This is a genomic window from Ligilactobacillus animalis, from assembly GCF_009933595.1.
In the GTDB taxonomy this organism is placed as follows: Bacteria; Bacillota; Bacilli; order Lactobacillales; family Lactobacillaceae; genus Ligilactobacillus; species Ligilactobacillus animalis.
This window is the reverse complement of record NZ_CP047141.1, coordinates 218,125-244,037: the sequence shown is the minus strand read 5'-3', so window position 1 is coordinate 244,037 and position 25,913 is coordinate 218,125. Positions and strand designations below refer to the sequence as shown.

The window sequence follows — 25,913 nt, the reverse complement described above, 5'->3', positions numbered from 1 at the left end:
TTAGTCTTTTACTACGTTAGCAGCTTGTGGTCCGCGTTCGCTTTCTTCAACATCGAAAGTTACGTGTTGGCCTTCATCTAAAGTCTTGAAGCCTTCACCTTGGATAGCTGAGAAGTGTACGAATACATCGCTACCATCTTCGCGTGTGATAAAGCCAAAACCTTTATCAGCATTAAACCATTTAACTGTTCCTTGTTCCATAATAATTGAACTCCTCCTTGCGCCAATCTCGGCACATTAAAAAATATAGTGTAATTCCTCTAATCAGCGCATAATGGAGAAAGTTATCAAAGATAAATCCTAGCCACAATAGCCTATACAGAAATACGATTATAATTATAGCACACGATTTTTTTTAATGATACTAAAAAGCCTTATTTGACAAAAATATAATGTGCAGCTTTATAACCGATGCTTGTTTCTTGCCCATTTTGGGTAAAGCGTAAACGGATCGGTCCTTCAAATGGTGCATGTTCCAACACCTCTAACGTATCCCCGATCTTAATATCGATGTCATCTAAGTAAGTCAAAAGATCGTGGTTATCGGTAAAGCGATCGACCGTGATCGTACTGCCTGCTTTAGCTTCAGATAACGTCAAGTGGCTTTCTTCTTCATAGTGTCCGAGTTTATCAGGGATCACCCCACCATGCGGACAATACTTGGGATGATCCAAAAAGGCTTCTAAATGATCCATCAAGTTATCACTTGTCACATGTTCCAAAACTTCGGCATCACTGTGCACATCTTGTAATTTATAATTTAGCTTCTCTACTAAAAAAGTCTCCCAGAGGCGGTGGCGTCTAACCAATTTTTCAGCTACCTTTACACCTTCATCCGTCAAAGAGATCCCGGCATAAGGCGCATGTGTTGCTAGCCCTTCTTTCACTAGCTTATTGACCATTTCCGTCACCGAACCAGCCGCGATATTTAAACTCATCGCGATCTGTTTATTTGAGACTTTCTTCTCTCTTCCGCCTAATTCAAATATTATTTTTAGATAGTCTTCTTTTTTCGGTGTCATTTCAAGTACCTCGAAACACTTTATTTATTCAAAATAGAACTTTACTTGTCTATTATAACAGAACTTTGGTAAATTACAGGCTTTCTGCCCGCTAGTTTCTAAATTCTTTATCAATAATCAGTTGCATATCTGGTGGTATAGGACAGGAAAATTCCAGATACTTTTTGGTGAACGGATCGGTAAAACCGAGCTTTCCCGCATGAAGGCCTTGGCGTGCAATCAAAGTACGTTCACCACCATAAAGCTTATCGCCCAACAATGGATGCCCGTTTTCACTAAAATGGACGCGGATCTGATGCGTACGCCCAGTGTGTAGTTTGACCTGAACTAATGATAATTCAGCATTGCTCTTTTCAAGCCAGTATTCACTCTTAGCGAAGCGACCATCCGACGTGATCTGGTATTTGACATCATCAGGTACACGTGCGATCGGACCTTCGATAAAGCCGTGTTCACGCGCTATTTGCCCCTGGACCAATGCAAAATAACGCTTATCCATTCGATGTGATTCGACCTGACTAGCAATTTGGGCTTGGGCAAAGCTGTGTTTGGAAAATAATACCAACCCGCTCGTATAGCGATCCAACCGCGTAATGATCCGTGGCGCTTTTACAGCTGAACCTTGTTCGATGAGATAGCCCTTGACCCGATTGACCAGCGTATCGGTGCTATTACTTGGCCCAGGTACACTCGTCAAACCAGCTGGCTTATTGACAACGAGCCAAAACTCATCTTCATGGATCACTTCGATCGGTGCATGACTGACCGCCACATTTTCTTCTGCAGCATCAGCCGGTAATTTCAAGGTGACCGCAACTGGTCGATCCAATAAAATTGCAAGTTTAGTTTTTTGGCCATCGATCAAAACCTGACCATATCCTTTTTTCAGCTTGCCATACAGACGTTGACTGACCCCTTGTTTGCGTAAGAAACTCTTTAAAGTCTGTTGTCTTGTATCTTCTTTTTGCCAAGTAACCTTCATCTGATCCTTCTTTCTAGCGCCAATATATCATTATCAAAATATCAAAGATCATCACAAAGAGTAGTAGCAACAGCATAGCCTTGAGCCAAAAATCTTGTGCGACGATCAATGGTGCTAACAAGCTACCTAAACAGTACCAAGTAACTCCAAGTAAGATAATGATCATTTCAGCATAATTGCGTTTAGGTAACATATTGATCCCCCTTGCTTTTAAAAGCGACAACGATTCACATACTTACTATACCAACTAGCCTTGTCTGGCGCAAATGACTGTGTGAATTGTAAGTTGATTTGTAGTAAAATGTAAACTAGTTTACTAATATTACGAGAGAGGTGAATTTTTATGGCACATATTACGCCTAATAAATGTCGCCCATTATACGCCACGGTCTACCTAGTGTTATTTCTCAGCTTGGCAACTTTGGTCAAATTAAAAGCCCCACTCATTGTCAGTTTTGATACCGCTGTTCAAAAATTACTGCTACCGATCACCAATTCAACGATGACAGACTTTGTCGATAAGCTGACTTTCTTGGGGGGCCCCGAGATGTCACTTATCTATTGTCTCTTATTGTGTTTGATCGTTTACCTATTACATGATGTTTATAATGCGATCTGGGCTTTATTGACAGTCGTCGGTTGTAACTTGATCAATTGGATCGTTAAAAATCTCGTTGCTCGCCCACGCCCTAGTGATCGGTTAGTTGAGATCGGGGGCTATAGTTTTCCTAGTGGCCATATATTTGGCACAGCGCTTTTTGTTTTGTTAGTCTTTGTTTTATTCCTACCCCATCTCCACAACCAAGGAATAAAAACTCTTCTACACGTTCTAGGCGTTCTTTGGATCATCGTGATCGCTTTGACTCGGATCTATCTTCACGTCCATTATCCGACCGATACGATCGCCAGCGTCTTATTAGTGGGTTTCTTATTTGAATGCTCTTTGATGTTGTCAGAAGCTTATTTGAAAAAACATCCCGAGCAGCAACACGACGCATAAAAAGGTTTGGTGACATCTTCATCAAACCTTTTTTGTATACTATATTTATATATACCCCAAACGTAGCCGAAACGTGTTCGACAGTACAACGCCTAGTAAATAACGCAGGGGCACCACGATGCAAAAAACGCATCTGAGCTATATAGACTAAACGTGTTCGACAGCACAGCTCCGTACAGATAACGCGGTCCCTCCTACAATGCAAAATACGCATTATAGGAGGGACCGCGTTATCTGTACGGAGCTACCCGTGCTGTCTCACACTCTGTCTCACATTCTTATTCAACTTGTCCGCGGCCTCTAGATCTGGGCTGTCTGGCATGCGACTCGCTAAGCCCCAGTAGTAAAAGACTAGACTTACCACTATGATGATCAAAAAGTCATACGGATACTTGATCCAATCTTGCCCGTTGAAACCTTTACTTCCTGCATACGACATCATTGACAAGAAAGCTAGATATACTAACAACCAGCCCCCACTCTTGAGCTGACGTTTCCATGAGATCTGCCCATTTTTACGGTCATAATACATGTACATCGGAAGCCCTAGTAAGATCGCAAAAATAACTTGAACTGTCGTGGGCCACATCGCCCAATAGATCGCTAAACCTGCGATCACAAAGGTTAGTGGTGCGATCACGGGCATCATCTTTGAATGCACCGGACGCGTATAATCGGGCCGTAATTTGCGAAATGCCATAACTGTCACCGGACCTGTGGCATATGCGATCAACGTCGCTGTCGCCATCACACTGGCTAAGAGAGCCCAATCACGAAAAACTAACACCAACAAAGCTCCCACTGCAAAATTCGCTAAATAAGCAAAACGTGGATTACCATACGTACTGTCGACCTCGCCTAACCACTTTGGGATCCGCCGATTCAATGTCATTGCTGCTAAAGTTCGCCCTGATGTGGCCGCAAATGAGACACCCGTTCCAAATGGTGAAACAAAAGCATCTAAATACAAGAGTACGACTAACCAGTGGATACCTAATAGAATCGCAATATCAGCAAACGGCGAGGCAAAATTCAAGCCACTCCATCCATGCGTTGCCAATTGTGTTGGCGTGATCGTCCCAATATAAGCGATCTGAAGCATGATATAAATGACTGTTGCGATCGTCAGTGAGATCGTGATCGCGCGGAAAATATTTTTCTGAGGATCTTTGATCTCACCACCGATATTGATAACTGTTTGAAAAGCATTATACGACAAAATGATCCCTGAAACTGTAGTAGCCTCAAATACTGGACTTGAACCATTTGGCATAAATTCAGCTAAAGTATGACCAAAATTTTCTACATAAAATCCAGAACTCATCAATAAAATGATCGTCAACAACGGGATCGCGATCTTAAAGACTGAGATCAGATTCGTAAATCGCGTTAAAATGCTAACGGACCAAAAATTCAACAGGGTAAATACCACCATAAACAGGAAGACTACGATCAATCCTTTACCTACGATCTGCCCATTTTTCATAAAATCATTCGTCCAGTTAGCCCATGCCCACGGCCAAGTACTCATATACTGGACGGCGGCTACCGCTTCGATCGGGATCAAAGCTACTAAAGAGAGCCAATTAGCCCACGAAGCGATAAAACCAACTAACGGTCCATGACTATACTGCGGATAGCGACTCATCCCGCCGCTTTCAGGTAACATAACACCTAATTCGATATAATTGAACGCCACGATCCCGATCACGACCGCCCCAATAACCCAGGAAATAACGGCGGCTGGGCCAGCAACACTGGCAGCCTCACTGGAACCAAAGAGCCAACCTGAGCCGATCAACGAACTTAAGGCTAGCATTGTAGCTGAAAATAAACTTATACTTCTTTTTTGCACGATCTGCACCTCGATCAAACTGACCATACACTTGGTCTGGTCGAATATTTCTTATGTTACCATTTATTTAAATTTGGTGCAATTCACTTAGAGTGTGAGGTAAAGTGGTCAGCACCATGTAAATAACAGGGAACTCAGCATGATGCGCATTTTGCATCGTACTTGGTTCCCTGTTATTTGCTAGGTGTTGCTTTGGCGAACACGTTTCCACTATATAGCTTAGCTACGTCTTTTAACAGCAGTAGCTACATTTTCCTTATTCAAAACCATTTTGCCGGCTCAATTCATTGAACCAATGGCCTGATTTCTTCAGCGTTTTGATCTGAGTATGGATATTATCTCTGATCAAGCCATAGCGATTGCGGTAGGCATTCTTCCATGACCAACAATCGATGCCCGTCCAGACAAAATAACCTTTGCAATTAGAACCAGCTTGGATCCCCTTATGCAATTCTTTCAAGTGTTTTTGCATAAATTCGATCCGATAGTCGTCACAGACCATACCAGCTTGATCCATAAAGCGCTCTTCGTTCGAGACACCCATCCCATTTTCAGATACGAACCAGTCGATATTGCCGTAATTATCGCGAATATTTAAAGCAATATCATACAAGGCTTTAGGATAGATCTCCCAGCCCTTATCGACGTTCATCACACGACCTGGCATCTCATATTCATCAAAGTAAATGTCTGGCATCCATGGTTGTAAACTCTGGGAAGAAACGGCCGGTGCCTTGACTCTAAATGGGTGATAGAAGTTGATCCCTAAAACATCGATCGTATTTTCTTTTAACAACTCAACTTCAGCCGGAGTTGCTTCCCACAAGACGCCATCTTTAGTCAAAATATCGACTAATTTTTGTGGATAATGGCCTAAGATCGCTGGTTCTAAGAACATCTTGTTGGCCCAAAGTTCAGCAAATTCCGCAGCCGCCCGATCTTCGGGGCTATCGCTGGCTGGATATGCTGGGGTCAAATTCAGGATCGTCCCGATCTTTTTATACTCATCTTGTCCGTAAAGTTCGCGGAAAGCCTTGATCGCTTTGGCTGAAGCTAAGTTCAAGTTATAAGCTACTTGAACTGCTAACGGACCATCGACTTTTAGCGGATAGTGGAATTGGTAGAGATAACCACCATCTAAGATCACTTTAGGTTCATTAAATGTAAACCAATGATCAACCCGATCACCGTAAATTTCAAAACACTTCTTGGCAAAGCCCGCAAAAAGATCGGTCACGTGCTTCGATTCAAAACCGCCGTATTTATGTTGTAATTCGATGGGCATATCGAAATGACATAAATTGATATATGGTGTGATCCCGTTAGCCAACATGGCATCGATCACACGACTATAAAAATCAGCACCTTCGGGATCGACTTCACACGTTTCAAAGTCTGCGATCAAACGGCTCCATTGGATCGAGGTTCTTAAAGCTTTGATCCCGGCTTGACGCATCAACTTTAAATCGCTTTCATAATCGTTATAAAAATTAGACGTTGTATCCGGGCCTACGCCAGCGTAAAATTCATTTGGATCTTGCGCATACCAATAGTCAAAAACATTTTGATGGCGTTTTTTAAAGTTACCTTCTGATTGTGGACCAGATGTCGCTGCTCCCCAAACGAAATTCTTTGGAAATGTATACATAGTTTTCATGCCTCCATTTTGTGTTCAAAATTGATCGCAGCACCTAAAAGATTTGCTTGTTCATGATACTTGCAAACCGTTATTTCAGGCATTACGTCAGCGATTTCAACGTGTTCTTTGATCTTAGCTAGGTGCGCACGGAGCAGCGGTAAAAGTTGTTCATTTTTGGAGATCGCACCCCCGATGATGAAAAGCTCTGGGTCAAAACTGTACTGCAGATCATAGAGCAAAGTCGCTAACGTCTGCATTGCTTGCTCAACTTCAGCCTGAGCCACTTCATCCCCCGCCTGAGCTCGCTCAAAGACTTCTTTACCACTGATATTTCGTCCCGTTTTAGTGTTATAGCGCTTAGCCAAACTAACGGGGGAAACTGCTTGGCTGACAGTCATCTCTTGTCCGAGCAGTAAGTAACCGACCTCACCGGCCAAGAGATGTGCACCGTGGCGGATGCGTTTATTTTCGACCAAAGCACCCCCCGACACCGGTCCCGATCACTAGAAAGATCGCATCTTTGACAGCTTTGCCCGCTCCATCGACCATCTCGGCTAAGGCGGCACAATTCGCATCATTTTCTAAACTGACCGGTAAGTCAAAGTACTTTTCCAATTCCGCTTGGATCTTAAAATTGTGGATATAGGGTAGCGCACTCGCTCCTTTGATCACACCTGTTTTTTGATCGGCTGCTCCTGGGCTACTGATCGCAACGCCTTGAATTGGATATTGTTTTTTTAATGACGCAACGACAGCTTCCAAGCAAGTATAAAATTCAGCTAACATCTTAGGTGTTGGCTTAGCTGGCAAAACTTCCAAATTTGGACCTTGCTTTATGCCAAATTTGATCGTCGTGCCACCAATATCGATCAAGATCAAGTTCTCCATAGCACCCTCCTAATTGTATATACTTTTACCTCTAGTAAAAAAGGTGCGCTCCATACTCTGCGCACCTTTTATCTTATTTACCTTCTTCGTCTAAGCGTTTGTAGACGGCAATGATCTCTTTAGCTAGATCAACAAATGTGATCCCTGTCATCAAATGATCCTGTGCGTGGACCATATATAGATCGATCTCTGTGTGTTCACCTTGAGCTTCTTTGGTCAACATATCGGTCTGCACATTATGCGCATCCACGATCGCTTGATTTGCATCTTTGATCTTTTCTTCAGCCAAAGCGAAATCACCGTTTTTCGCAGCTGTGATCGCTTCGACGGCACAGTTTTTCGCATTGCCACCCGCCATGATCAGGCCCATGACGATCTGCATTCTTTCATCTGTCATCTTGTTCTATCCTCTATCCCATGATTTTTTCAGCTTCATCAAGCACATTTTTACCGTTCATCATGCCATAATCTGTCATGTTGATAACTTCCATTGGCACTCCAGCATCATCACATTTCTTTTGGACATCAGCTTTCATATATGCCACTTGTGGTCCTAACATCAACACATCGGGCTTTTCTGTTTCAAATTGATGATCGATATCAGCCACTGATTTAGCAAAGATCTCATAGTCTTTTCCACGGTTCTTTGCTTCTTCTTGCATTTTTGCAACTAACATTGAAGTTGACATACCTGCTGAGCAGGCTAACATAATAATTTTTTCAGCCATTGTGATTCATCCTTTTCCTAAATAATTATTTTGTTTCATTTGCTGCTTCTTGTTGGCAGAGATATTTATCGTACTTCTTAGCAAATGGCCAATACATCCCAACTGAGATCAGTAAGACGATCGCTTGCCATAATGCCATCTTCCAGCCCCCGATCAAGAAACCTGAAATGATCGGCGGTGTCGTCCATGGTGCGGCAGCTCCAGTTGGTGGAACTAAGCCAAAGTAGATCACCAAGTAAGTCGAAAGTGCAACAACAACTGGTGTCATGAAGAACGGAATCGCTAACCACGGATTCATGACCAACGGGATCCCAAATAGAAATGGTTCGTTGATGTTAAAGATACCTGGTACAGCTTCAACTTTACCTAATGACTTGAATTGGACTGATTTGGCTGCTGTCAAAGTAAAGACAAGCAACCCGATCGTGATCCCTGAACCAGTCAAATTGATGAAGTTGTTGTAAAATTCGTTTGTTACGATGTGAGCACCATTTTGCATGGTCAATTCGCCCTTAGCGAGTAAAGCAGCGTTATCAGCGGTATTTGGTAGTAAGAAGGCACCACCGATACCACCCATGATCAAGCCCCCGTGGACCCCAAAGAACCAGAAGAACACGACCATGAAGGCTAAGATCAAAGCACCACCGAGCGAGTCAGAAAGCCCTTGCAAAGGAGCTTGTAAAACATCGTAGATCCATTGCAACATATCGGTGTTGAATACTTTAGCAAAGAAAGCGTAGATCAACATCGAAACTGTAATGATCACACCAGATGGGATCATTGCTGAGAATTGGTTAGCTACGTTAGCTGGTACTTGTTCTGGCAAGGTGATCTTCCAACCAGCTTTAGCCATCGCTGTATAACTCCAACCGACTAAGAGACCAACAATGATCGCTGCGATCATCCCTTGTCCACCTAACCAAGTCATGTTGATCGCACCCGTTACAGGTGAGGTCAAATAATTTTGGATGACTTGTGGTAACTTATCGATCTGTTCAGCAACTTGTGTCCCGGTATAAACGACCTTGCCGGCAGCATCTGTGATCCCGGCACCATCTTTACCCATTGCTGAAACTAAAGGACTGTTGACGACTAAATTTTGTAGTAACAAGAAAACTGATAGGGCTGTTAGGCCACAAGGTAGAGCTTCTTGTTTTTCATTTCTGGCATACACATAGGCGATCCCAATTACCGTCCAAATCGAAATAATGGCAAATGTTGTTTGATATGCTTGATTAAAGAAGACTGACCAGCCAATATCTTTGAACCATTCTTGTACCGCAGGGATCGGGAAGGAGTTCAAGATCAAGAAGATCGATCCGATAATGATAAATGGTAAGGCATAGACCATACCGTCTTTTAATGCTACGATCGCCTTCGTATTCACAAATTTCATGATCGGAGGTAATATCTTAGCATTGATGAACGCCCCAAATGAGCTTTGCTTTTGTTCTGCCATTTGTTTCATCTCCATATTCTTTTAGTTTATATTTAACCGCTTACAAAAGCGTACGCACATTATGGGCGCCCAAAATGCAAAATACATTTTTGTAACCGCTTAATCATTTTTACACACTTAGTATATATTCTTTTTTCCTCATTAGTCAACTCATATACATAAAAAGTATATACTGAATTAAAAATAGAGTTACAAAAAATATTTTAACTAATTTTGTTATAGCACAAGACTAGATCAATAACAATCAATATGCCCTTGAGATCAGCATACAAAAAAGGACCGCCCTGTGACGATCCTTACTTATACTCTTCAGTGAATTCAGAAATTGATTTTTGTTCATTACGCGCCTGCAAAATGACTTTGATGACTTGCTTATCATCTAGATCAGTGACATTGACTCCATTTTTTTGGAGTTCTACTTTTGCCTGCTCGAGTTGTGCTTTTGAAATGTTATTTTGTTGAGCTAGTTCAGCAGCACTCAACTCATCTTCCACGGGTGGTTGGACATTATAACCTAACGCCCGCAATTCTGCATCATTTGAGCGTTTCAATGCTTGGGCTTTTTGGCGAATATCATCATAGTAATTATCCTTGATATTACCGTAACCTAAGATCACTGCAAGTTGGGTATTGGATGACGTATATTCGTAGTTTTTAGCTAATGAATCAGCTCTAGCATAGATCTGTTCAAAATTCTTTGATTGAGCGATCACTTCTTTAAGCTCCATCTGCTTTTCAGAAGCTCGCTTGACCAAAATACTTAGACCCGAATTCTCAGAAGCAACTTGCTGGAATTTAGTCCGTGCCTTGCTATATTGCTTATTTTCTATCTGATCAAGTCCTTGTTCATAGCATTTTGTCTGCTCAAGATAAAGCTTAGCTGTTTCATCACTTGGCTTTTTCTTCAACGCATCTTGAAAAGAGATCTTAGCTGCAACATAATTACCATCATTAACATAGGCTTGGCCCAATTCTAGAGCCGATCGATAACTTTTAGCGGTCTCGACTCTTTTTGTCACACCGTAACCCACAAAGATGAATGCTAAGAAAAGTCCGATCACCGTCCACCATAGCCATCTTTTCATCATTTCGCCCCCTATCCCGTTCATTATAGCATTTATCGGCTATTTTGGCTGGAAGTTGCCCCCTACTAACCAAGTTTCAACTAAACTGATCCAACTTTGAACGGCTGGTTCGATATAGTTAGCCTTTTTAGCAGTTTGTTTGGTCCCCAGACTAAGCCCGTGTCGCCCATATGGATAGAGATGCATTTCAAAATCAATACCATGTTTACGCAAAGCTTGCGCAAATAACAAACTATTTTCGACTGGAACGCTTTGATCAGCAACCGTATGCCAGATAAATGTTGGTGGCGTAGCGGCGGTGACGCGTTTTTCTAAGGACAAGAATTCGCGCAGCTTTGGATCTTTACCAACTAAGTTATCAAATGAACCGCTATGGCTAAATTCTCCCGCTGTGATCACAGGGTAACACAAGATCATCCCATTAGGCTTGATCATCTCTTTTGCATAACCGTGATCGTTAAACAGCTCATCGGTCCATAAAGTCCCCAAACTCGCCGCTAAATGCCCTCCAGCAGACATTCCCAAAATAATGATCTTATTCGGATCAAGAGCAAATTCTTTAGCATGCGCACGCACATAGCGGACACTTTCGGCTAGTTCGAGCAAGGCCACGGGATAACGCGCTGGTGCACAGCTATACCGTAAAACAAAGGCCGCTAGATCCATCCCTAAAAATTTGAATGCTACTGCTTCGGCTTCACGATCACTTGTCATCCGATAAGCTCCCCCTGGACAGATGATAACAGCCGGACGCTTACGTTTAAGGTCGATCTCAGGTGAATTATCGGGAACATACCCCGTCAATTCCGCCGTCGTTGATAGGGGCGTTATCATTTTCTTTGTAAAGTATTTCATCTTATTCACCTCAAAAAAAGACCATCACCCTTTGGCAACAGTCTAAACTTTCGTAATTATACTGGTAAGACTAACGCTAATAATGCAACTGCGATCAAACCAAAAACGACTGAAAGGCCCATTGAGCGTGAGCGGTAAGCGACCCCGATCACGATAACAGCTGCAAAGATCTTGGCTAGATAGCCTAAGCCAATAAAAGAGTAATCCTTTGTATTGATAAAAATATCTTTAACGACCAAAGCCGTAAATAAGGATACCGGCACATATTTCATCCACTCATTGAACCATTGGGGGATCTCACGGGTAGAGAAGATACGCAACGGAATGAAACGGGGCAAAAATGCCACCACCATTGATAATAGAACTAAAATCAAATGATCCATACTCGACATATGCATAACTATTCTCCTGACTTGCTGATGACTTTGCGACTTGCTTTAGGCTTGATCTTCTTGAGTAAGAAGCCTTTTGCATGCCCGTGCTTGACTAAATAATCTTCGACCATAAAGCCGACCAATGAAGCGAGCAACGTTGCCACCACAAGTCCCATCGTACTCTTGATCAAGACCATTGCGATGATCGCCAAAACGGCTGACAAAAGACTGATAAAGATCGTTAAAACATTCTTGATCTGCATGACGATCATATATAAGAAGAGCGCCGTCAATGCAAAATCAACGATATCCAAATTGATCTTGATCATATTACCGATCAAACTACCGACTAAGTTAGCACCTGTCCAGAAAAGTAATGAATAATGTTCGACCATAAGTGCATCTTTAGGTGTCCAACCCTTATCTGTCGCAAATTTCAAGTAGTTGACAGCATAGTTCTCATCATTTAACGAAGCTGCAAAAAGATAGAGAAATTTTTTGCTCGTCCCCCGCATATATTGCGATAAACTCGAACCAAGTAAGGCATAGCGTAATTCGAGAAAGAATAACATGATCAAGATCGTATGCATTGGGGCATTTGCCACCAACATTGAGGCGATCATAAACTGCGCCCCACCAGAAAAGACCAACAACGAGACCAACGTTGTTAAGATCCAGCTAAATCCAGCAGCATGTAGCAAGATACCACACGCTAACCCGATCGGAATGTAACTCAAGCATAGTGGCATTGAGATATCCAAGACCTCACGCCAACGTGGTTTTACATTTTCCAATTCAATTGCCTCCAGTGAAATTTAGTGACCAAAGCCACCAAAAGAGTATGGAGTGCCAAAAACACTCCATGTATATAGATAAAAAACTCCCTGTAATTTTGATTATAACACATTATTGTTAATGACAAAAACCGTGGCTAAGTCACTTTTAGAGTTAATTTTTTGTATGTAAAAAAGGCACCCCCTATCAATTCTGGGGTGTGCCTTTCACACTAACCGATAATAATTTTCTCAGTTGGCATCTTATAACTCAGATCACGGTCGCGTTTTCTGATAAAGAACATCAGGGTGTACAACATTCCGATCCGACCGACGAACATCAAGACCATGATCACGATCTTGCCGACAGTCGACAATCTATCCGTGATCCCCAGCGATAGCCCGGTCGTCCCAAAAGCCGAAGCCACTTCAAAGACTAATGACAATAAAGGAGCGTCCTCTGTAGCTGAGAGGATAAAGACCGCTGAAATACACAACAATGTCGATAAACTCACGACCACGATCGCTTTTTGGATATCTTCGCGACTGATCCGCCGATTGAAGATATTGATGTTGTTGCGCCCACGAATGAATGAATACAGATACAGGATAAAGATCCCGATCGTCGTGGTCCGCACCCCACCACCGACAGAACTTGGGCTAGCCCCGATGAACATCAACAGTGCCAGTAAAAGTAAGGTCGTGTGGTTAAAATCATTCATGCTGTTGATCTGAAGTCCTGCATTACGCGAGGAGACACTGTAAAACATGGCTGACATAAAATTATGCAGACTATCAGCCCGCAAATGCAGACCACCATTTTCCGATAGATACAGCAAGATCGTTCCTACAACTGTAAAGATCGCTGCAAAAAAGACCGCTAATTTACAGAACAGGGAAAATCTAAACTTGCGTAGTCCACGGTAACGCAGCTTGTAGAAGAACCAAGCCTCGATCTCAGTCAAAACTGGGTAACCGATACTTCCGATGATAACTAAGACCATAATGATCAATAAGAAACCATAATCCTGTCTAAACGGGGCGATCGAATCCCCGGTAACATCAAAACCAGCATTGGTGACCGCACTGATCGAGATGTACATTCCGTGAAAAAGGGCATCGGAAAAACTATCATAGACGTGACGCCACGTGAAATACAGGGAAAACAACAATCCAAAGACTAATTGGACCATGATCATCAGTCCAAAGACCGACGTCACTAATTTGACCATCCCACTCAAGCGCGGTTGGTTCATATCAAATTGGATCAGCTGGCGTTGATGTAACCCAATGCGTCGGCCAGTCAAGACCATCGCGACTGTGGCTAACATCGTGACCCCAAAGCCCCCAACTTGGAACAGTACTTCTAGCAAGATGACCCCATACTCGTTATAGACTTGGTCGATCGGAAAAGTCGACAGACCGGTCACACTGATCGTCGAGATCGCCATAAACAAATTATCTAGCAGCGTTGTTTTTGGCGCATCAGGCAACTTGATCCACGGTAAACACAGTAGACCAAAAGTAATGATCGTAGCGATGCCATAATATGCAACTAACAATTGGATCGGGGTCGCTTCACGATACTTGGCCCTGATCTTTTTCTTTAACCTATAAAACATTCCTAAACTATCCTAACTTGGCGATCTATTTGATCACCTGCATTTTTGAATAACTGATCACGATCTTTTGTTTCAACTCGATCGCCGTAACTGTATTCTCAAATTCAGGGTCAAAGATGATGATCGCCGAATTACGCAACTGCTTTTCGATGGTCCCCTTATAATGGTGGCGATGATAAACAAACTCGACATGGGTCCCAGGGACAAACGGCTTGCCTTTGGCTGAAATTTCGGTCTTCTTCTCTTCATTTCGCCGTGACTTTCTTCTTTCCATCTTTTTCATCTCCCTTACTTAAATACATCTCCATTATAACGCAGATCCGACTTAAATTAAGAGATGAAGTGCCGATCAGACATCTTTTCTGAGCATCGTCAATGATTGGCGTAAGGAAGCCCAGATCCCCTTTTGATTGTAGACCAATACATTTACTCGATACATTCTAGCGGAAAAGGCAGCTAAGACCAAGGTGCTCAAGACTAAAATAACCAGGGAAATACTTGCCCCCATGAGCCCAGCTGTCCCGTTGGCCAATACGATCGGCATCAAGATCATGGAGAAAAATGGAATATAGCTACAGATCATCACGATAAAGTTACTTGGATCATTTGCCGCCACGACCAAGCCTAACATGTAACCCGCCATCATCAGATAGGTGACTGGCATGATCGCTTTAGGTGCATCTTCGGCCCGATTGACCAAAGAACCACACAGAGCAGCCAAGACCGCATAAAAGAGGGAGCCTGCTAGGATAAAGAGGATCAACAAGACGATAAAACTCGGTTCGATCTCCGTGAAATGTAAATTATCTAACATTTCATTTAGGCTATCGTTATCACGCATGATAAAGACTGCAATTCCGACCAAGAGCCCCGTTGCCACCAATTGAGTCAACGCAGCCAAGATCACCCCTAATAATTTTCCGTAGAAATGAGTCTTAGCGTTCGTACTGGATAAGATGACTTCCATGATGCGCATTCCTTTTTCACCCGCGATCTCTTGGGCGATCAAACTCGCATAGGTCAAAACTAAAAAGAACGTGAAGATACAAGCCGCATAACTCAAGGCAAATTTGACTCCTGAGCTATCCTTTGACGTCTTGACCTTGCCATCATCAGTAAAGGAGATCTCCTTACCTTCAAGCTTAGCTGGTTGCATCAATTCAGCAACTTGATCTGGGGTCAACTTGTATTCACCTGCTTTGAGTGACGTCTGGAGGCCATTTAGTCCCTGTTGAAGATTAGCCATCGTGGTATTGCCGGGAACTTTTTCGCCATAGACAGTGCTGGTCAACTTACCTTCTTTTTGCGTCAAGACGAGATAATGGTCTAGCTTTTCAGCTTGCAACTGTTTTTGGGCCTCCTTGACTGAATCCACTTGTTTTAACTTTAGATCGGGAAATTTTTGTTGCGCTAAAGCCTTGGCTAACACTGGTTGATCGGAATAGATCCCGATCGTAGTCGTCTCTTGGCCTCTATTCATGATCGCACCGATCAAAAAGCCGATCAAAACTACGATAAATGGCATAAAGACCCCGATCAAAAAGCTCGGTGATTTGACCGTTTTACGGTATACATCACTTGCGATCACCCATAATTTCTCAAAGTTCATCTTTTTCACCCGCCTTTAGTTTGAAGATCTCCTCTAACGTCAACGTTTCTTGGCTAAAGGTCGGAATATATCCATCCTTTGTTGCCAGTTCAAACAATTCACGCCCAGCTGCAGGGTCAGATAGAGTTACCTCTAACCTTCGTCCGCGCTCTTTGACAGCCACTACCCCTGGAACAGCTTGAACCTCAGCTGTAGTCAAGGGTGATTCTAAAAAGACTTTGATCTTACCAAAAGAATCTTTGATGTCTTGGACTTTGCCCGCCAAAACTTGTCGTCCATCTTTGATCATCACCAAGCGATCACAGATCTGTTCCACATTGGCCATGTTATGACTTGAAAAGATCACACACGAGCCTTGTTTGCGCAAAGCGATGATCGCATCCTGCATGATCTGAGCATTGACAGGATCTAGTCCACTAAAAGGTTCGTCTAAAATGACTAATTTAGGCTCATGGATCAAAGTAGTGATCAACTGGACTTTTTGCTGATTGCCTTTGGATAAAGATTTGATCCTATCATTCTTTTTACCCTTAACTTGTAAATGATCCATCCAATAGTCGAGCTTTTCTTTGATCTCACGTGGTGCTTTCCCACGTAATTTGCCAAAGTACATGACCTGTTGTTCGATCGTTTCTTTAGGATAAAGACCGCGTTCTTCGGGTAAATAGCCGATCAGATCTTTTTGCTTTTCACCGATCTTTTCGCAATTCCAGAGAACTTTTCCCGCTGTTGGTTGCATCAGGCCCAACAACATCCGAAAAGTCGTCGTCTTGCCTGAACCATTTTGACCCACCAGCCCCAAGATCTCACCGTCTTTTATCTCAAACGATAGATTTTGTACGGCTTTTAGGGTGCCAAAGTTTTTGGCTAAGTGTTCCACCGATAACATTTATTCTACCTCAGTTTCTTTGTCGTACCATCTGAAAATATTTTTCCAGATAGATCTTATGTGCAGCTGCAATGATAATGTTATACAACATGACCTTTTGCTCGGAACGCTCCCCTGTTTCGAAACTCAACGCCCGCTCTTCAAAGACTGCGAGCAAAGTTTGTTCCAACTCTTCCCGAAAATACGTATATGCGGTTTGGATCGGATACGTCTCGCGTTGGACTTTGACAAGTAATTTTAGATCATCTAAGGCTAAGACCGTCTTAGAAATAGTGATAAAAAAAAGATAGGCGATCTGCTCGCGCGAATATTGCTTTTTTTCCGGGCGAGCGATCAATTTTTTCTTAACATAATTGCTGATCATCGATGGGGTCAATTCACTACCCAAAAGTGGTTCTAAATACTTGTTGATAAATGTAGCTGTCTGCTCCAAATAGAGTCCCACATCAGGTATCTCTTCAAAAGTAGGGAGTTTAAAATAAGCAACATTTTCCTGTTGTAAAATTTTTTTCATTGTTTACGTCCTTTCCTAAATTATAGCTTATCCTTTCATGTTCGCGCTATCAATATCTTTTGACAAATCGATAACACATGTTTATACTCAAATATACCATAAGTTTTTTAAAAACCGTTGAAAAAGCATATAAAAACTTCTATAAAGGAATAATAGAGATGAAATATAAGATCATTGCCGATTCTGGCTCAAATGTAACAACTTTAGCAGACATCGATTTTACCAGTGTCCCGATCACGATCATGGCTGGCGGTAAAGAATACATCGATGATGCCGCCCTAGATGTCTTAGTGATGACCGATGAATTGCGCGAATTATCCACCAAAAGTAGCACTGCTTGCCCTAATATCGATCAGTGGCTAACAGCTTTTAGTGAAGCAGATATCATCGTGGCCGTCACGATCACCGGTGCGTTATCGGGTAGCTATTCTGCGGCTGTGCAGGCCCGCGAACAATATTTAGAAGAGCACCCTAATGCCCAAGTCCTTATTTTAGATTCACAATCAGCAGGACCACGGATGCAACTTTTAGTCGAATACGCCGCTAAATTATTCGCAGCTGAAGCACCATTTAGCGAGATCGAAAGCAAATTAACAACTTATCAACAACATACAGGGCTTTTGTTCTCGCTTGAATCACTGACCAATTTAGTCAACAACGGCCGGATCAGTGCTGCAGCCGCTAAGATCTCCAATATGCTCAAACTCCGCATCGTCGGGACTGACACCGAGGGAAAACTCACCCCTGTCGGTAAGGCTCGAGGGCAAATCAAAGCCATCAATCTACTGTTAAAAGAAATGCAAGCGCAAGGTTTTAACGGTAAAAAAGCCTGCATTGCCCATTGTTTCAATGAAACTGGCGCTGAATCGCTTTCCCAAAAGATCAAGGAAACTTATCCCGCTTGCGAGGTAACGGTCACTACAACACGTGGTGTTTGCAGCTACTACGCTGAAGTCGGGGGCTTGATGGTCGGCTTTGAAAAACAATAATACAAACATGTTCGGCAGCATAACTCCTAGTAGGTAATAAGAGAACCGCCATGATGCACAATACGCATCTGGGCTATATAGCCGAAACGTGTTCGACAATGCAACGCCTAGTAAATAAGGAGGGGGTCACTATGATGCAAAATACGCATCATAGTGACCCCCTCCTTATTTATACGGCGCTGACCGCATTGTCTCACACTCTAGTCGTTTAAGTTTTGATTTTCAACATCAACGTAAGTAACTTTACTACGTTCAGCATTCATTGCTACCCAAAGCAAAGCAACTGCGACAATGATGTAGATCAATTGAACTCCAACAGAGATCCAAACTTGATTTGCACCTAGACCTGATGTCAAGGATTCACGGAAACCGTAAACTGAGTAAGTCATTGGCAAGAATGGATTTACCATTTGGAAGAATCCGCCCATTGCACGGGTAACTTGAATTGGGAAGGACCCACCACAAGAACCGAGCTGGATGACCAAGAAGATGATCCCTAGGAAACGTCCGATATTGCCAAATGCGACGGCTAAGAACATCACGATAAAAGTACTTGCAAGGGCAAAGAACCAAGCATTGATCAAGGTTGCCCCTAAATAATCTGGATGTAAGCCAGCTGCCATCATCAAGAGAACTTCAACTACTGAAGTCCCAGTAGCAACAAGAGCACCAACTGAGATCTTGCTCAACCACCATTCAGTTGCACTAGCATCTGGATCGGATAAGCGACGTACTGGGTAAACTAAGTTGAAGACCAAAGCACCAACATACAATGCAACTGATAACATGTATGGAGCTAAAGCATAACCATAGTTTGGTACGTAACTGTAACTCTTATGCTTGAGTTCGGTTGGAGAAGCAAACATGTTTGAAGTCTTAGAGGACAAGTTCTTCGTATTATCGTTTACTTGTTCTGAACCTTCTGCCAAGGCTTTAGCTAACTTACTATTACCTTGTTCTAATTGCGTAGCACCATCAGCTAACTTAGGTGAGTTAGCGTTCAATTGTTGGGTACCATTAGCTAATTGGTTCACACCTGATGTCAAAGTAGGAACTTGAGCATTCATTTGGCCTAAACCACCGGCTAATTGACTTGCACCACTGCGTAAAGCAGCCGAGTTGGCAGCAAGTTGGCTCGTACCAGCAGCAAGTTGGTTGATACCACCTGTCAATGTTGGTACTTGTGCGTTCAATTGGCCTAAACCACCGGCTAATTGGTTTGCACCTGATGTTAAAGCACCTGAGTTAGCTACAAGTTGACCTGTACCAGCAGCAAGTTGGTTGATACCACCTGTCAATGTTGGCACTTGACCATTCAATTGGCCTAAACCACCAGCCAATTGGTTTGCGCCTGATGTTAGTTCTCCATTCTTAGAAGTCAACGTTTGTGCACCAGCATAGGCTTTATCGACACCTAATGTGTACTCAGTAACTTTAGTGCTCAATGTATTAGAACCCTCGGATAATTCGTTAGCGCCTGTTCTTAATTTTTCTAAATCAGTCGTTAATCCTTGAAGATTAGACAATTTAGAAGTATCCACTGTATTCAATTTATCCAGTAATACATTTACTTGTTTGATGTAATCTTGCATTTGTTGCGCATTTTGCAAGATCGGTGCCAAGCTATTTTGTGCTTGTGTCAATTGATCTTTAAATGTTTGAGCTGCAGCACCAGCAGCTTGAATGTTTTGACCAGCTGCTTGGTTCTTAGCGATCGCATCAGCTAATTTTTGTTGATCTTCAGTAGATAACTTGTTTTCATTAGCTGCAAGCACTTCACCAACTTCTTTAGCTGAGCCAGAAATATTGTTCCCTGCACTGACTAAATTCGTTGTCAGATCTTGACTGAACTTATCAGCACTTGAATTGATCCCACCTAATAGAGTAGGTAAACCGTTCATTGTATTTTGCAATTCTTGCAATTGTTTTTGGATCGCAGGCGCATGTTGTTTTAATTGCTTCAAACCTTCGATCGCTTGCTTAGTATCGTTAGAGTTCAATTGATTGATAATAACATCAATTTGTTTGTTAATTGTATCAGCTAATGTTTTATTACCAGCCGCTAGATTGCCAGCACCTTCTCTAAGAAGTTTTGAATTATTATGCAACTGGGTTAAACCATCATTCAATTGAGCTACCCCAGCAGTATAAGTGTTCAACCCATTATTCAAGGTAGTTGAACCAGTAGCTAATTGCCCTACACCGTTAGCTAAAGCGCCAGTACCATTTTGTAATTGTAAGACACCATTATTGACTTGACCGACACCATTTGTATATGTGCCCAAACCATTTGCCAACGTATTAGATCCAGTAGCCAATTGGCCCACACCGCTAGCTAAAGCGCCGGTACCATTTTGCAATTGGAAAACACCGTTGTTTACTTGGTCAACACCAGCTGTGTAAGTGTTGATTCCGTTAGCTAACGTATTTGAACCATCAGCTAGCTTCAAAACACCTTGGCCCAAAGGTACCACACCTGTTTGTAACTTGATCACACCGTCATTTACTTGAGAAACACCAGCTGTGTAGGTATTGATCCCATCGGATAAAGTCTTTGAACCATCGCTAAGTTGTTTTGAACCCTTAGCTGCCGTGTTAAAGCCTTTACCGACTTGCTTGATCACCCCAAAGACTGTATCTGCATATGACGTTGAAACAGTTTCTTTGACCTGAGCGTTAACTTGTTTAGCCCCTTCTTCACTGATAACTTTACCGATATAGTTGAGGGAGTCATTGGTCGTATATTGCAATTCCATCTTCTTAGGATCCTTATCCAAAACAGTTGTTGCATTCTTGGAGAAGTCCTTAGGGATCGTAATTACCATATAGTATTCTTTGTGGCTAAGACCATATTCAGCATCTTTTTTAGAAACAAAATGCCAGTCTAAACCATCATTTTTCTTTAAATTCTTGACTAACTGATCACCCACATCGAGTTTCTTACCACGGAAATTTACCGCTCTGTCTTCATTAACTACGGCTACGGGCAAATACTTAGCATCGCCGTATGGATTCCAGACAGATTTCAAGAAGAACACAGAGTATAAGAATGGGATAAACATAATAGCCAAAATTGCAGCTAAAAGCATCTTTTGACTCTTGATATGTTCAAATTCAGCCTTGATCGTCTTCAAGATAATTTCACTCCTTAACCTAAAATATTTTATTGCTGTCTAATAATATACACTGAATGTCCACGAAAGACAAACTATAACAATTTAGCTACATTTTAAGATGCAAACGCAATCATTCGCATTATATAAGGTAAAGAGCCCTAAAATGTCTAAAAAATTTTTCCAAAAGTGCGACACATATCTCAAAATGTACGAAAAAAACGACTACTACGATCACTTGACCGCAGTAGTCGTTGGGATAGGCGCTAGTTTAGAATAAGCTCGTGATCGCACGCCAGCCGATCACAAAGATATTAGCCTTCTTAACTTCAGTGGTTGTTTGCGCATCAGCACTCAAGTAGTCTGTTCCATCCAAGAAGTACATTGGTTGATCTTTAGCTTTGATCTGTAAAGTACCAACCTTTTGGCCCTTCTTCAAAGGAGCTTGTAGACCATCTTTTTTGTATAATTTCTTGTTGCCAACAGCTTTTGCACTTAATTGGTCCTTAGAAACGCCACTCTTCAACCAAACATCGGTCTTAGATGCCAAAGAAACTTTAACATCTAGGTCTTTACCATGGTAAACCGGCAAAGCATTGGTCTTTTTAAAGGTCGTCCCTTTAGCCAAAGAAGTATAGGTATAGTTGTTGTAGCAATATGACATTAATTTTTGTGTTTCTTCAAAACGTGAAAGGTCCTCTTGGCTATCATGTTTAGCTCCTAAGACGATCGTGATCAAACGATGCCCGTCTTTATTGACTGTCGCAGCAAAACATGCACCAGCTGAATCAGATGTCCCTGTTTTCAAACCGTCAACTGGTAGTTCACTATAAGCCTTAGCTAAACCAGGTAACATCCAGTTCCAGTTTTCCATTTCAGTTTGATCAGTCCCGTTGTTGAATTTCATCCGAGTTATCTTAGTTGTCTTCAACACTTCAGGATAGTCCTTGATCAAACGTTGGCTCAAGATCGCCATATCTTTAGCGGAGAATTTGTTTTCCGCATCATCGGCAGCCCCAGGATATTTGCCATCCTTGACTTCACCGTTAGCTAAACCATTAGCCGTGTAAAGTTCAACATCTTTTAAGCCCATCTTCTTGGCTTCTTTACGCGCTAGATCGATAAAGTTCTTTTGCGTCCCGCCAACTGCGTCAGCTAAAGCCATCGCAGCTCCATTAGCTGAATAGATCAAAGTAGCTTGGTATAATTCCCGCACGGTATAGCTATGACCTTCCTTTAATGGAACATTGGAAAGCGTAGTATCTTGGCTGACTTCTTGCGCAGCCTTGCCGGGAGTCACTTTTTGATTCCACTTGAGTTTGCCATTATGGATCGCTTGCAATACCATGTAGGCGGTCATCAATTTTGACATGGACGCCACTGGTAAAGCTTGGTCAGCGTTTTTGGCATATAAAATTTGTCCTGTATTAGTATCGACCGCGATCGCTGCTTTAGCGTCGATTTGTAATGAACTGTCGGTATCAGCTGGCAAGGCTGTATCAGCTTTGCCAGTTGCCACTCCGAGTCCGCTAAAACTAATCACGGAAAATACGATCACAGCCGCTGCTAGAGCTGTGACTACTTTTTGTAAAGATTTTAAAAATGTCATCTTTCTAAGTTCCTCTCACTTAATCTCATCTATAAGAATACCCAAAATATCAAAACTAATCAATAAGAAACACGTCTTTTTCAGCTGACAATACTAAACCAGCTTTGAAGCCCAAAACACCTCAAAACTGGTCCAATATATTATCTTGTTACTGACGCACTAAACTGTCAGCATGCTTAATCGGAAAATGCATGATAAACTCTGTCAATTCGGCATCCGAAGTTACATAAATGTAGCCATGGTGTCTTTCGACGATACCTTGCGCGATCGCCAAACCCAGCCCTGAGCCCCCGGTCTCACGTGACCGCGAACTTTCAGCCCGATAGAACCGATCAAAGACCTGTTCTAATGATTTTTGCGGGATCGGTTCACCATCATTAGCGATCGTTACTTTGAGCTCTTTTTCACTCACCGGCATCGCTTTAAGATAGATATTCTTACCACCGGCTCCATATTTCAAAGCATTAGACACTAGATTGTTGAAGACCCGGGCTAATTTTTCACCATCAGCTTCGATCACCAATGGTTCAGCTGGAACATCGACATGGATCGCCATCCCTTTTTTGTTGGCCTCCAGTTCGTAACTAGCAGCCACCTGTTCTAACATCGCACCGATATCTAACTGTACGATGTTCAACGTTACACCTTCTTGTCTGACCTTAATATATTCAAACAGGTCATCGACTAAGGATTTCATCTGATTGGCTTTCAAAAAAGCTGTATGGGTATATTGCAATAATTCTTCATCATTATTGTATTGTTTATTTTCGATCAGGCCGAGATAGCCAATGATCGATGTCAGTGGTGTCCTGATGTCGTGACTGACATTGGTCACTAACTCAGCTTTTGAACGTTCGATCAGGCGCTCTTCTTCCATAGCATTGATCGTACTATCAACTAATGAATTGACACTTTCAACGACTCTTTGCATCTGACCACTTAGCTTGAATGGTATCCGATGATCAAAATGTCCCGAAGCAATATAGTGCAACTCAGCGATAACATGACGCAACTGCATCTGCCGGTAGCGCCGCATCAAACGCCAATAGACGATACCACAATCCGCAATGATCATCAAGGTGAATAAGCCCCCCCAACTCCAGACCTGGAGATCAGTCGGCCCTAAAAATAGCGACATCTTGATCTGGAAGATCCCATTTTGTAAACCCGGGTTATTCGAGATCTCCTGGTTAACGATCATAAAGATCGACATGTTGAGCAACAATAACAAGATGACCGTTACTATCCCTTCACCAAAGAGCTCACTTTTTTCCCGGGCTGTCAATGAAAATTTCATCCGCTCACCTCATCAGCTTACCTAACGTGATTCTATCTTATAACCTACGCCCCAAACCGTTTGGATAACTTTTTCGCCACCAGTAGCTTCTTCGATCTTATCGCGCAAGTGGCTCACATGGACCATAACTGTTTTAGCTGAAACAACGGACTCCTGTTGCCAAACACGTTCAAAGATCTCATCTGCTGAAAAGACACGGTTAGGATGACTAGCCAAGAGATATAAGATCCCAAATTCTAAGGCTGTCAATGAGATCTCCTTACCGTTGACCGTTTCGACTTCATGGGAATCTTTTTTGATGATCAAAGAACCCACTTCGATCTGATCAGGCTCGTTATTTTTTACTTCATGTTGTGAACGGCGCAATAATGATTTGACACGTGCCATAACTTCCAAAGGGTTGAATGGTTTGGTCACATAATCATCGGCACCTTGAACTAGGCATTGGATCTTATCAAGATCGTCTGTTTTAGCCGATAACATCAAGATCGGGATCTGGCTATCTTTTCGCACAGCTCGCACAACTGCCATTCCATCTAATTGAGGCATCATCACATCTAAGATCATCAGATCGATATCTGGGTTAGTATTGATCTTCGTGATCGCTTCTTTACCATTGTAGGCTTTTTCGACATCATAGCCCTCATTTTTAACATATATACTTAATAATTCAACGATATCTTTATCGTCATCGACAATTAAAATCTTCATAATGTCTGGTCTCCCTAAAGAAAACTTAATTATATTTTTATTTTACCAAATACTTTGCTAAATATACTTAAAGAAATTCGTAAAAATTACGACTATTTTACCCAAAATACTTGGTCATGAATAAAGTCAAACGGCCGATGTAAAGTATTCACTTCGGGTGGACGATCCAACTTAGCGGTTTGCCAAAATTGTGGTGAATTCGTCGCCCCCTTAGCTTCACCGATCACGATAAGATCACCGGACCAATGATGAGCACGCAAAAAGTCCAAAATAGCACGATCACAAGTCGTTTGCTCCGGTGCCCACTCTAAAATAATGTTATCTACCTGCTGATAATAGGTTTGGACCGCTACCAAGGCATCACACTGTTTGACATCACACCACGGGTGCGGGCGCGTATTATCTTGCGCTTGCCAATCAAAGTCATCGACCGCGATCACATTAGGTAGATTAGCCGCTAAAACAGCATTGCCACACATCACCACTAGTGTTTTCCCGGGCTTTAATCGCTGTTTGAAAGCCGCCAACCATGCCTGCGAAAAAACGTGCCAGATCCCAAAATTTTCGATCAGTACTTGGCGCAACTCATTTAAACAACTGACCAATTCAAACAACTCTGGGTGTTTAGTCATATGTAATTCAAGATAGTGGGTCGAAAAACTCAGCTTCGGCACTACTTGTGGGATTTCATGTCTACTATAGGCTGTAACTACGGCTTGGACTTGGGTGATCTTTTGGTGGACGGTGGTCAAATTACCACACATCCGGTCATAATATCGTAACCTAGCTAAATACTCATGCCATTCCATCAAACAACTTCCTTATCCAATAAGCTAAAAAAAGACCCAAATGACGCGCGGGTCATCGGGTCTTTACTTGGCTCACACTTCTTAAACCTAT

Annotated in this window: 25 protein-coding genes and 1 pseudogene; 2 read left to right on the top strand and 24 right to left on the bottom strand. The window is 42.4% G+C overall.

Translation table 11 applies throughout. The annotated features are described in order from the left end of the window. From GSR62_RS01085 to GSR62_RS01070, 4 genes are all read right to left on the bottom strand, one after another. Complete coding sequence (locus GSR62_RS01085) at positions 1–201, bottom strand: cold-shock protein (protein ID WP_004050761.1); 201 nt, start codon at positions 199–201, stop codon at positions 1–3. A gap of 173 nt (positions 202–374) precedes the next feature. Beyond that, positions 375–1,022, bottom strand: coding sequence for a metal-dependent transcriptional regulator (locus GSR62_RS01080; RefSeq protein ID WP_010690363.1), 648 nt, complete (start codon positions 1,020–1,022; stop codon positions 375–377). Positions 1,023–1,113: 91 nt separating this feature from the next. Continuing rightward, the gene (locus GSR62_RS01075; protein ID WP_066023911.1) at positions 1,114–2,004 is read right to left on the bottom strand and encodes an RluA family pseudouridine synthase; all 891 of its coding nucleotides are present in this window, start codon (positions 2,002–2,004) and stop codon (positions 1,114–1,116) included. A 13-nt stretch (positions 2,005–2,017) separates the two neighbouring features. Next, positions 2,018–2,197: a hypothetical protein gene (locus GSR62_RS01070; protein WP_004050766.1), complete on the bottom strand. Its 180-nt coding sequence runs from the start codon at positions 2,195–2,197 to the stop codon at positions 2,018–2,020. A gap of 150 nt (positions 2,198–2,347) precedes the next feature. Here GSR62_RS01070 and GSR62_RS01065 point away from each other — a divergent pair, with 150 nt between their 5' ends. Further along, the gene (locus tag GSR62_RS01065) at positions 2,348–3,004 is read left to right on the top strand and encodes a phosphatase PAP2 family protein (protein WP_066023910.1); all 657 of its coding nucleotides are present in this window, start codon (positions 2,348–2,350) and stop codon (positions 3,002–3,004) included. Between the two features lie 244 nt (positions 3,005–3,248). Here the strand turns inward: GSR62_RS01065 and GSR62_RS01060 are convergent, their stop codons facing one another. The 15 genes and pseudogenes from GSR62_RS01060 to GSR62_RS00990 form a co-directional block, all read right to left on the bottom strand. Beyond that, on the bottom strand, positions 3,249–4,886 hold the full coding sequence (locus GSR62_RS01060; protein WP_136344551.1) for an APC family permease: 1,638 nt from the start codon (positions 4,884–4,886) through the stop codon (positions 3,249–3,251). 229 nt (positions 4,887–5,115) lie between these two features. Beyond that, entirely contained in the window at positions 5,116–6,507 is a 1,392-nt protein-coding gene (locus GSR62_RS01055; protein ID WP_035446875.1) for a glycoside hydrolase family 1 protein, read from the bottom strand. Between the two features lie 5 nt (positions 6,508–6,512). After that, a pseudogene (locus GSR62_RS01050) lies at positions 6,513–7,386 on the bottom strand (ROK family protein). Positions 7,387–7,459: 73 nt separating this feature from the next. Next, positions 7,460–7,783: a PTS lactose/cellobiose transporter subunit IIA gene (locus GSR62_RS01045; RefSeq protein ID WP_010690353.1), complete on the bottom strand. Its 324-nt coding sequence runs from the start codon at positions 7,781–7,783 to the stop codon at positions 7,460–7,462. 13 nt (positions 7,784–7,796) lie between these two features. Continuing rightward, on the bottom strand, positions 7,797–8,114 hold the full coding sequence (locus tag GSR62_RS01040; RefSeq protein ID WP_035446873.1) for a PTS sugar transporter subunit IIB: 318 nt from the start codon (positions 8,112–8,114) through the stop codon (positions 7,797–7,799). Between the two features lie 25 nt (positions 8,115–8,139). Further along, entirely contained in the window at positions 8,140–9,573 is a 1,434-nt protein-coding gene (locus GSR62_RS01035; RefSeq protein ID WP_010690350.1) for a PTS sugar transporter subunit IIC, read from the bottom strand. Between the two features lie 296 nt (positions 9,574–9,869). After that, entirely contained in the window at positions 9,870–10,658 is a 789-nt protein-coding gene (locus GSR62_RS01030; RefSeq protein WP_066023909.1) for a tetratricopeptide repeat protein, read from the bottom strand. A gap of 39 nt (positions 10,659–10,697) precedes the next feature. Then, positions 10,698–11,513, bottom strand: coding sequence for an alpha/beta hydrolase (locus GSR62_RS01025; protein WP_010690348.1), 816 nt, complete (start codon positions 11,511–11,513; stop codon positions 10,698–10,700). A 56-nt stretch (positions 11,514–11,569) separates the two neighbouring features. Further along, positions 11,570–11,911, bottom strand: coding sequence for an AzlD domain-containing protein (locus GSR62_RS01020; RefSeq protein WP_005919099.1), 342 nt, complete (start codon positions 11,909–11,911; stop codon positions 11,570–11,572). A gap of 2 nt (positions 11,912–11,913) precedes the next feature. Further along, positions 11,914–12,681: an AzlC family ABC transporter permease gene (locus tag GSR62_RS01015; protein WP_005919097.1), complete on the bottom strand. Its 768-nt coding sequence runs from the start codon at positions 12,679–12,681 to the stop codon at positions 11,914–11,916. Positions 12,682–12,893: 212 nt separating this feature from the next. Further along, positions 12,894–14,282, bottom strand: coding sequence for a TrkH family potassium uptake protein (locus GSR62_RS01010; protein ID WP_005919094.1), 1,389 nt, complete (start codon positions 14,280–14,282; stop codon positions 12,894–12,896). A 25-nt stretch (positions 14,283–14,307) separates the two neighbouring features. After that, positions 14,308–14,556, bottom strand: coding sequence for a hypothetical protein (locus tag GSR62_RS01005; RefSeq protein ID WP_066023908.1), 249 nt, complete (start codon positions 14,554–14,556; stop codon positions 14,308–14,310). Positions 14,557–14,631: 75 nt separating this feature from the next. Further along, positions 14,632–15,891 (bottom strand): ABC transporter permease, encoded by a 1,260-nt coding sequence (locus GSR62_RS01000; RefSeq protein WP_066023907.1) that lies wholly within the window; start codon positions 15,889–15,891, stop codon positions 14,632–14,634. Beyond that, positions 15,881–16,780, bottom strand: coding sequence for an ABC transporter ATP-binding protein (locus GSR62_RS00995; protein WP_010690345.1), 900 nt, complete (start codon positions 16,778–16,780; stop codon positions 15,881–15,883). Before GSR62_RS00995 ends, GSR62_RS01000 begins: the two co-directional genes overlap by 11 nt. A 10-nt stretch (positions 16,781–16,790) precedes the next feature. Continuing rightward, entirely contained in the window at positions 16,791–17,294 is a 504-nt protein-coding gene (locus GSR62_RS00990) for a DUF1836 domain-containing protein (RefSeq protein ID WP_010690344.1), read from the bottom strand. A 158-nt stretch (positions 17,295–17,452) separates the two neighbouring features. Between GSR62_RS00990 and GSR62_RS00985 the strand changes: the two genes are divergently transcribed. Next, complete coding sequence (locus tag GSR62_RS00985) at positions 17,453–18,283, top strand: DegV family protein (protein ID WP_010690343.1); 831 nt, start codon at positions 17,453–17,455, stop codon at positions 18,281–18,283. A gap of 200 nt (positions 18,284–18,483) precedes the next feature. Here GSR62_RS00985 and GSR62_RS00980 read toward each other — a convergent pair whose 3' ends face one another. From GSR62_RS00980 to GSR62_RS00960, 5 genes are all read right to left on the bottom strand, one after another. Further along, positions 18,484–21,417, bottom strand: coding sequence for a YhgE/Pip domain-containing protein (locus GSR62_RS00980; RefSeq protein WP_010690342.1), 2,934 nt, complete (start codon positions 21,415–21,417; stop codon positions 18,484–18,486). 250 nt (positions 21,418–21,667) lie between these two features. Continuing rightward, on the bottom strand, positions 21,668–23,005 hold the full coding sequence (locus tag GSR62_RS00975; protein ID WP_010690340.1) for a serine hydrolase: 1,338 nt from the start codon (positions 23,003–23,005) through the stop codon (positions 21,668–21,670). A gap of 148 nt (positions 23,006–23,153) precedes the next feature. Continuing rightward, positions 23,154–24,302: a sensor histidine kinase gene (locus GSR62_RS00970; RefSeq protein ID WP_066023906.1), complete on the bottom strand. Its 1,149-nt coding sequence runs from the start codon at positions 24,300–24,302 to the stop codon at positions 23,154–23,156. Between the two features lie 21 nt (positions 24,303–24,323). After that, positions 24,324–25,013, bottom strand: coding sequence for a response regulator transcription factor CroR (gene croR, locus GSR62_RS00965; protein WP_010690337.1), 690 nt, complete (start codon positions 25,011–25,013; stop codon positions 24,324–24,326). A gap of 92 nt (positions 25,014–25,105) precedes the next feature. Then, positions 25,106–25,822, bottom strand: a complete 717-nt coding sequence (locus GSR62_RS00960; RefSeq protein WP_010690335.1) for a hypothetical protein — start codon at positions 25,820–25,822, stop codon at positions 25,106–25,108. Between the last annotated feature and the right edge of the window lie 91 nt (positions 25,823–25,913).

Bases quoted from the DNA above. Each gene is read 5' to 3' on its own strand.
- GSR62_RS01030 (WP_066023909.1), bottom strand. From the start codon at position 10,658: ATGAAAAGATGGCTATGGTGGACGGTGATCGGACTTTTCTTAGCATTC.
- GSR62_RS01070 (WP_004050766.1), bottom strand. From the start codon at position 2,197: ATGTTACCTAAACGCAATTATGCTGAAATGATCATTATCTTACTTGGA.
- GSR62_RS01025 (WP_010690348.1), bottom strand. From the start codon at position 11,513: ATGAAATACTTTACAAAGAAAATGATAACGCCCCTATCAACGACGGCG.
- GSR62_RS01000 (WP_066023907.1), bottom strand. From the start codon at position 15,891: ATGAACTTTGAGAAATTATGGGTGATCGCAAGTGATGTATACCGTAAA.
- GSR62_RS00985 (WP_010690343.1), top strand. From the start codon at position 17,453: ATGAAATATAAGATCATTGCCGATTCTGGCTCAAATGTAACAACTTTA.
- GSR62_RS01045 (WP_010690353.1), bottom strand. From the start codon at position 7,783: ATGACAGATGAAAGAATGCAGATCGTCATGGGCCTGATCATGGCGGGT.
- GSR62_RS01075 (WP_066023911.1), bottom strand. From the start codon at position 2,004: ATGAAGGTTACTTGGCAAAAAGAAGATACAAGACAACAGACTTTAAAG.
- GSR62_RS00970 (WP_066023906.1), bottom strand. From the start codon at position 24,302: ATGAAATTTTCATTGACAGCCCGGGAAAAAAGTGAGCTCTTTGGTGAA.
- GSR62_RS01010 (WP_005919094.1), bottom strand. From the start codon at position 14,282: ATGTTTTATAGGTTAAAGAAAAAGATCAGGGCCAAGTATCGTGAAGCG.
- GSR62_RS00975 (WP_010690340.1), bottom strand. From the start codon at position 23,005: ATGACATTTTTAAAATCTTTACAAAAAGTAGTCACAGCTCTAGCAGCG.
- GSR62_RS01085 (WP_004050761.1), bottom strand. From the start codon at position 201: ATGGAACAAGGAACAGTTAAATGGTTTAATGCTGATAAAGGTTTTGGC.
- GSR62_RS01005 (WP_066023908.1), bottom strand. From the start codon at position 14,556: ATGGAAAGAAGAAAGTCACGGCGAAATGAAGAGAAGAAGACCGAAATT.
- croR (WP_010690337.1), bottom strand. From the start codon at position 25,013: ATGAAGATTTTAATTGTCGATGACGATAAAGATATCGTTGAATTATTA.
- GSR62_RS01060 (WP_136344551.1), bottom strand. From the start codon at position 4,886: ATGGTCAGTTTGATCGAGGTGCAGATCGTGCAAAAAAGAAGTATAAGT.
- GSR62_RS00960 (WP_010690335.1), bottom strand. From the start codon at position 25,822: ATGGAATGGCATGAGTATTTAGCTAGGTTACGATATTATGACCGGATG.
- GSR62_RS00990 (WP_010690344.1), bottom strand. From the start codon at position 17,294: ATGAAAAAAATTTTACAACAGGAAAATGTTGCTTATTTTAAACTCCCT.
- GSR62_RS01040 (WP_035446873.1), bottom strand. From the start codon at position 8,114: ATGGCTGAAAAAATTATTATGTTAGCCTGCTCAGCAGGTATGTCAACT.
- GSR62_RS01035 (WP_010690350.1), bottom strand. From the start codon at position 9,573: ATGGCAGAACAAAAGCAAAGCTCATTTGGGGCGTTCATCAATGCTAAG.
- GSR62_RS01065 (WP_066023910.1), top strand. From the start codon at position 2,348: ATGGCACATATTACGCCTAATAAATGTCGCCCATTATACGCCACGGTC.
- GSR62_RS01020 (WP_005919099.1), bottom strand. From the start codon at position 11,911: ATGCATATGTCGAGTATGGATCATTTGATTTTAGTTCTATTATCAATG.
- GSR62_RS01080 (WP_010690363.1), bottom strand. From the start codon at position 1,022: ATGACACCGAAAAAAGAAGACTATCTAAAAATAATATTTGAATTAGGC.
- GSR62_RS01055 (WP_035446875.1), bottom strand. From the start codon at position 6,507: ATGTATACATTTCCAAAGAATTTCGTTTGGGGAGCAGCGACATCTGGT.
- GSR62_RS00995 (WP_010690345.1), bottom strand. From the start codon at position 16,780: ATGTTATCGGTGGAACACTTAGCCAAAAACTTTGGCACCCTAAAAGCC.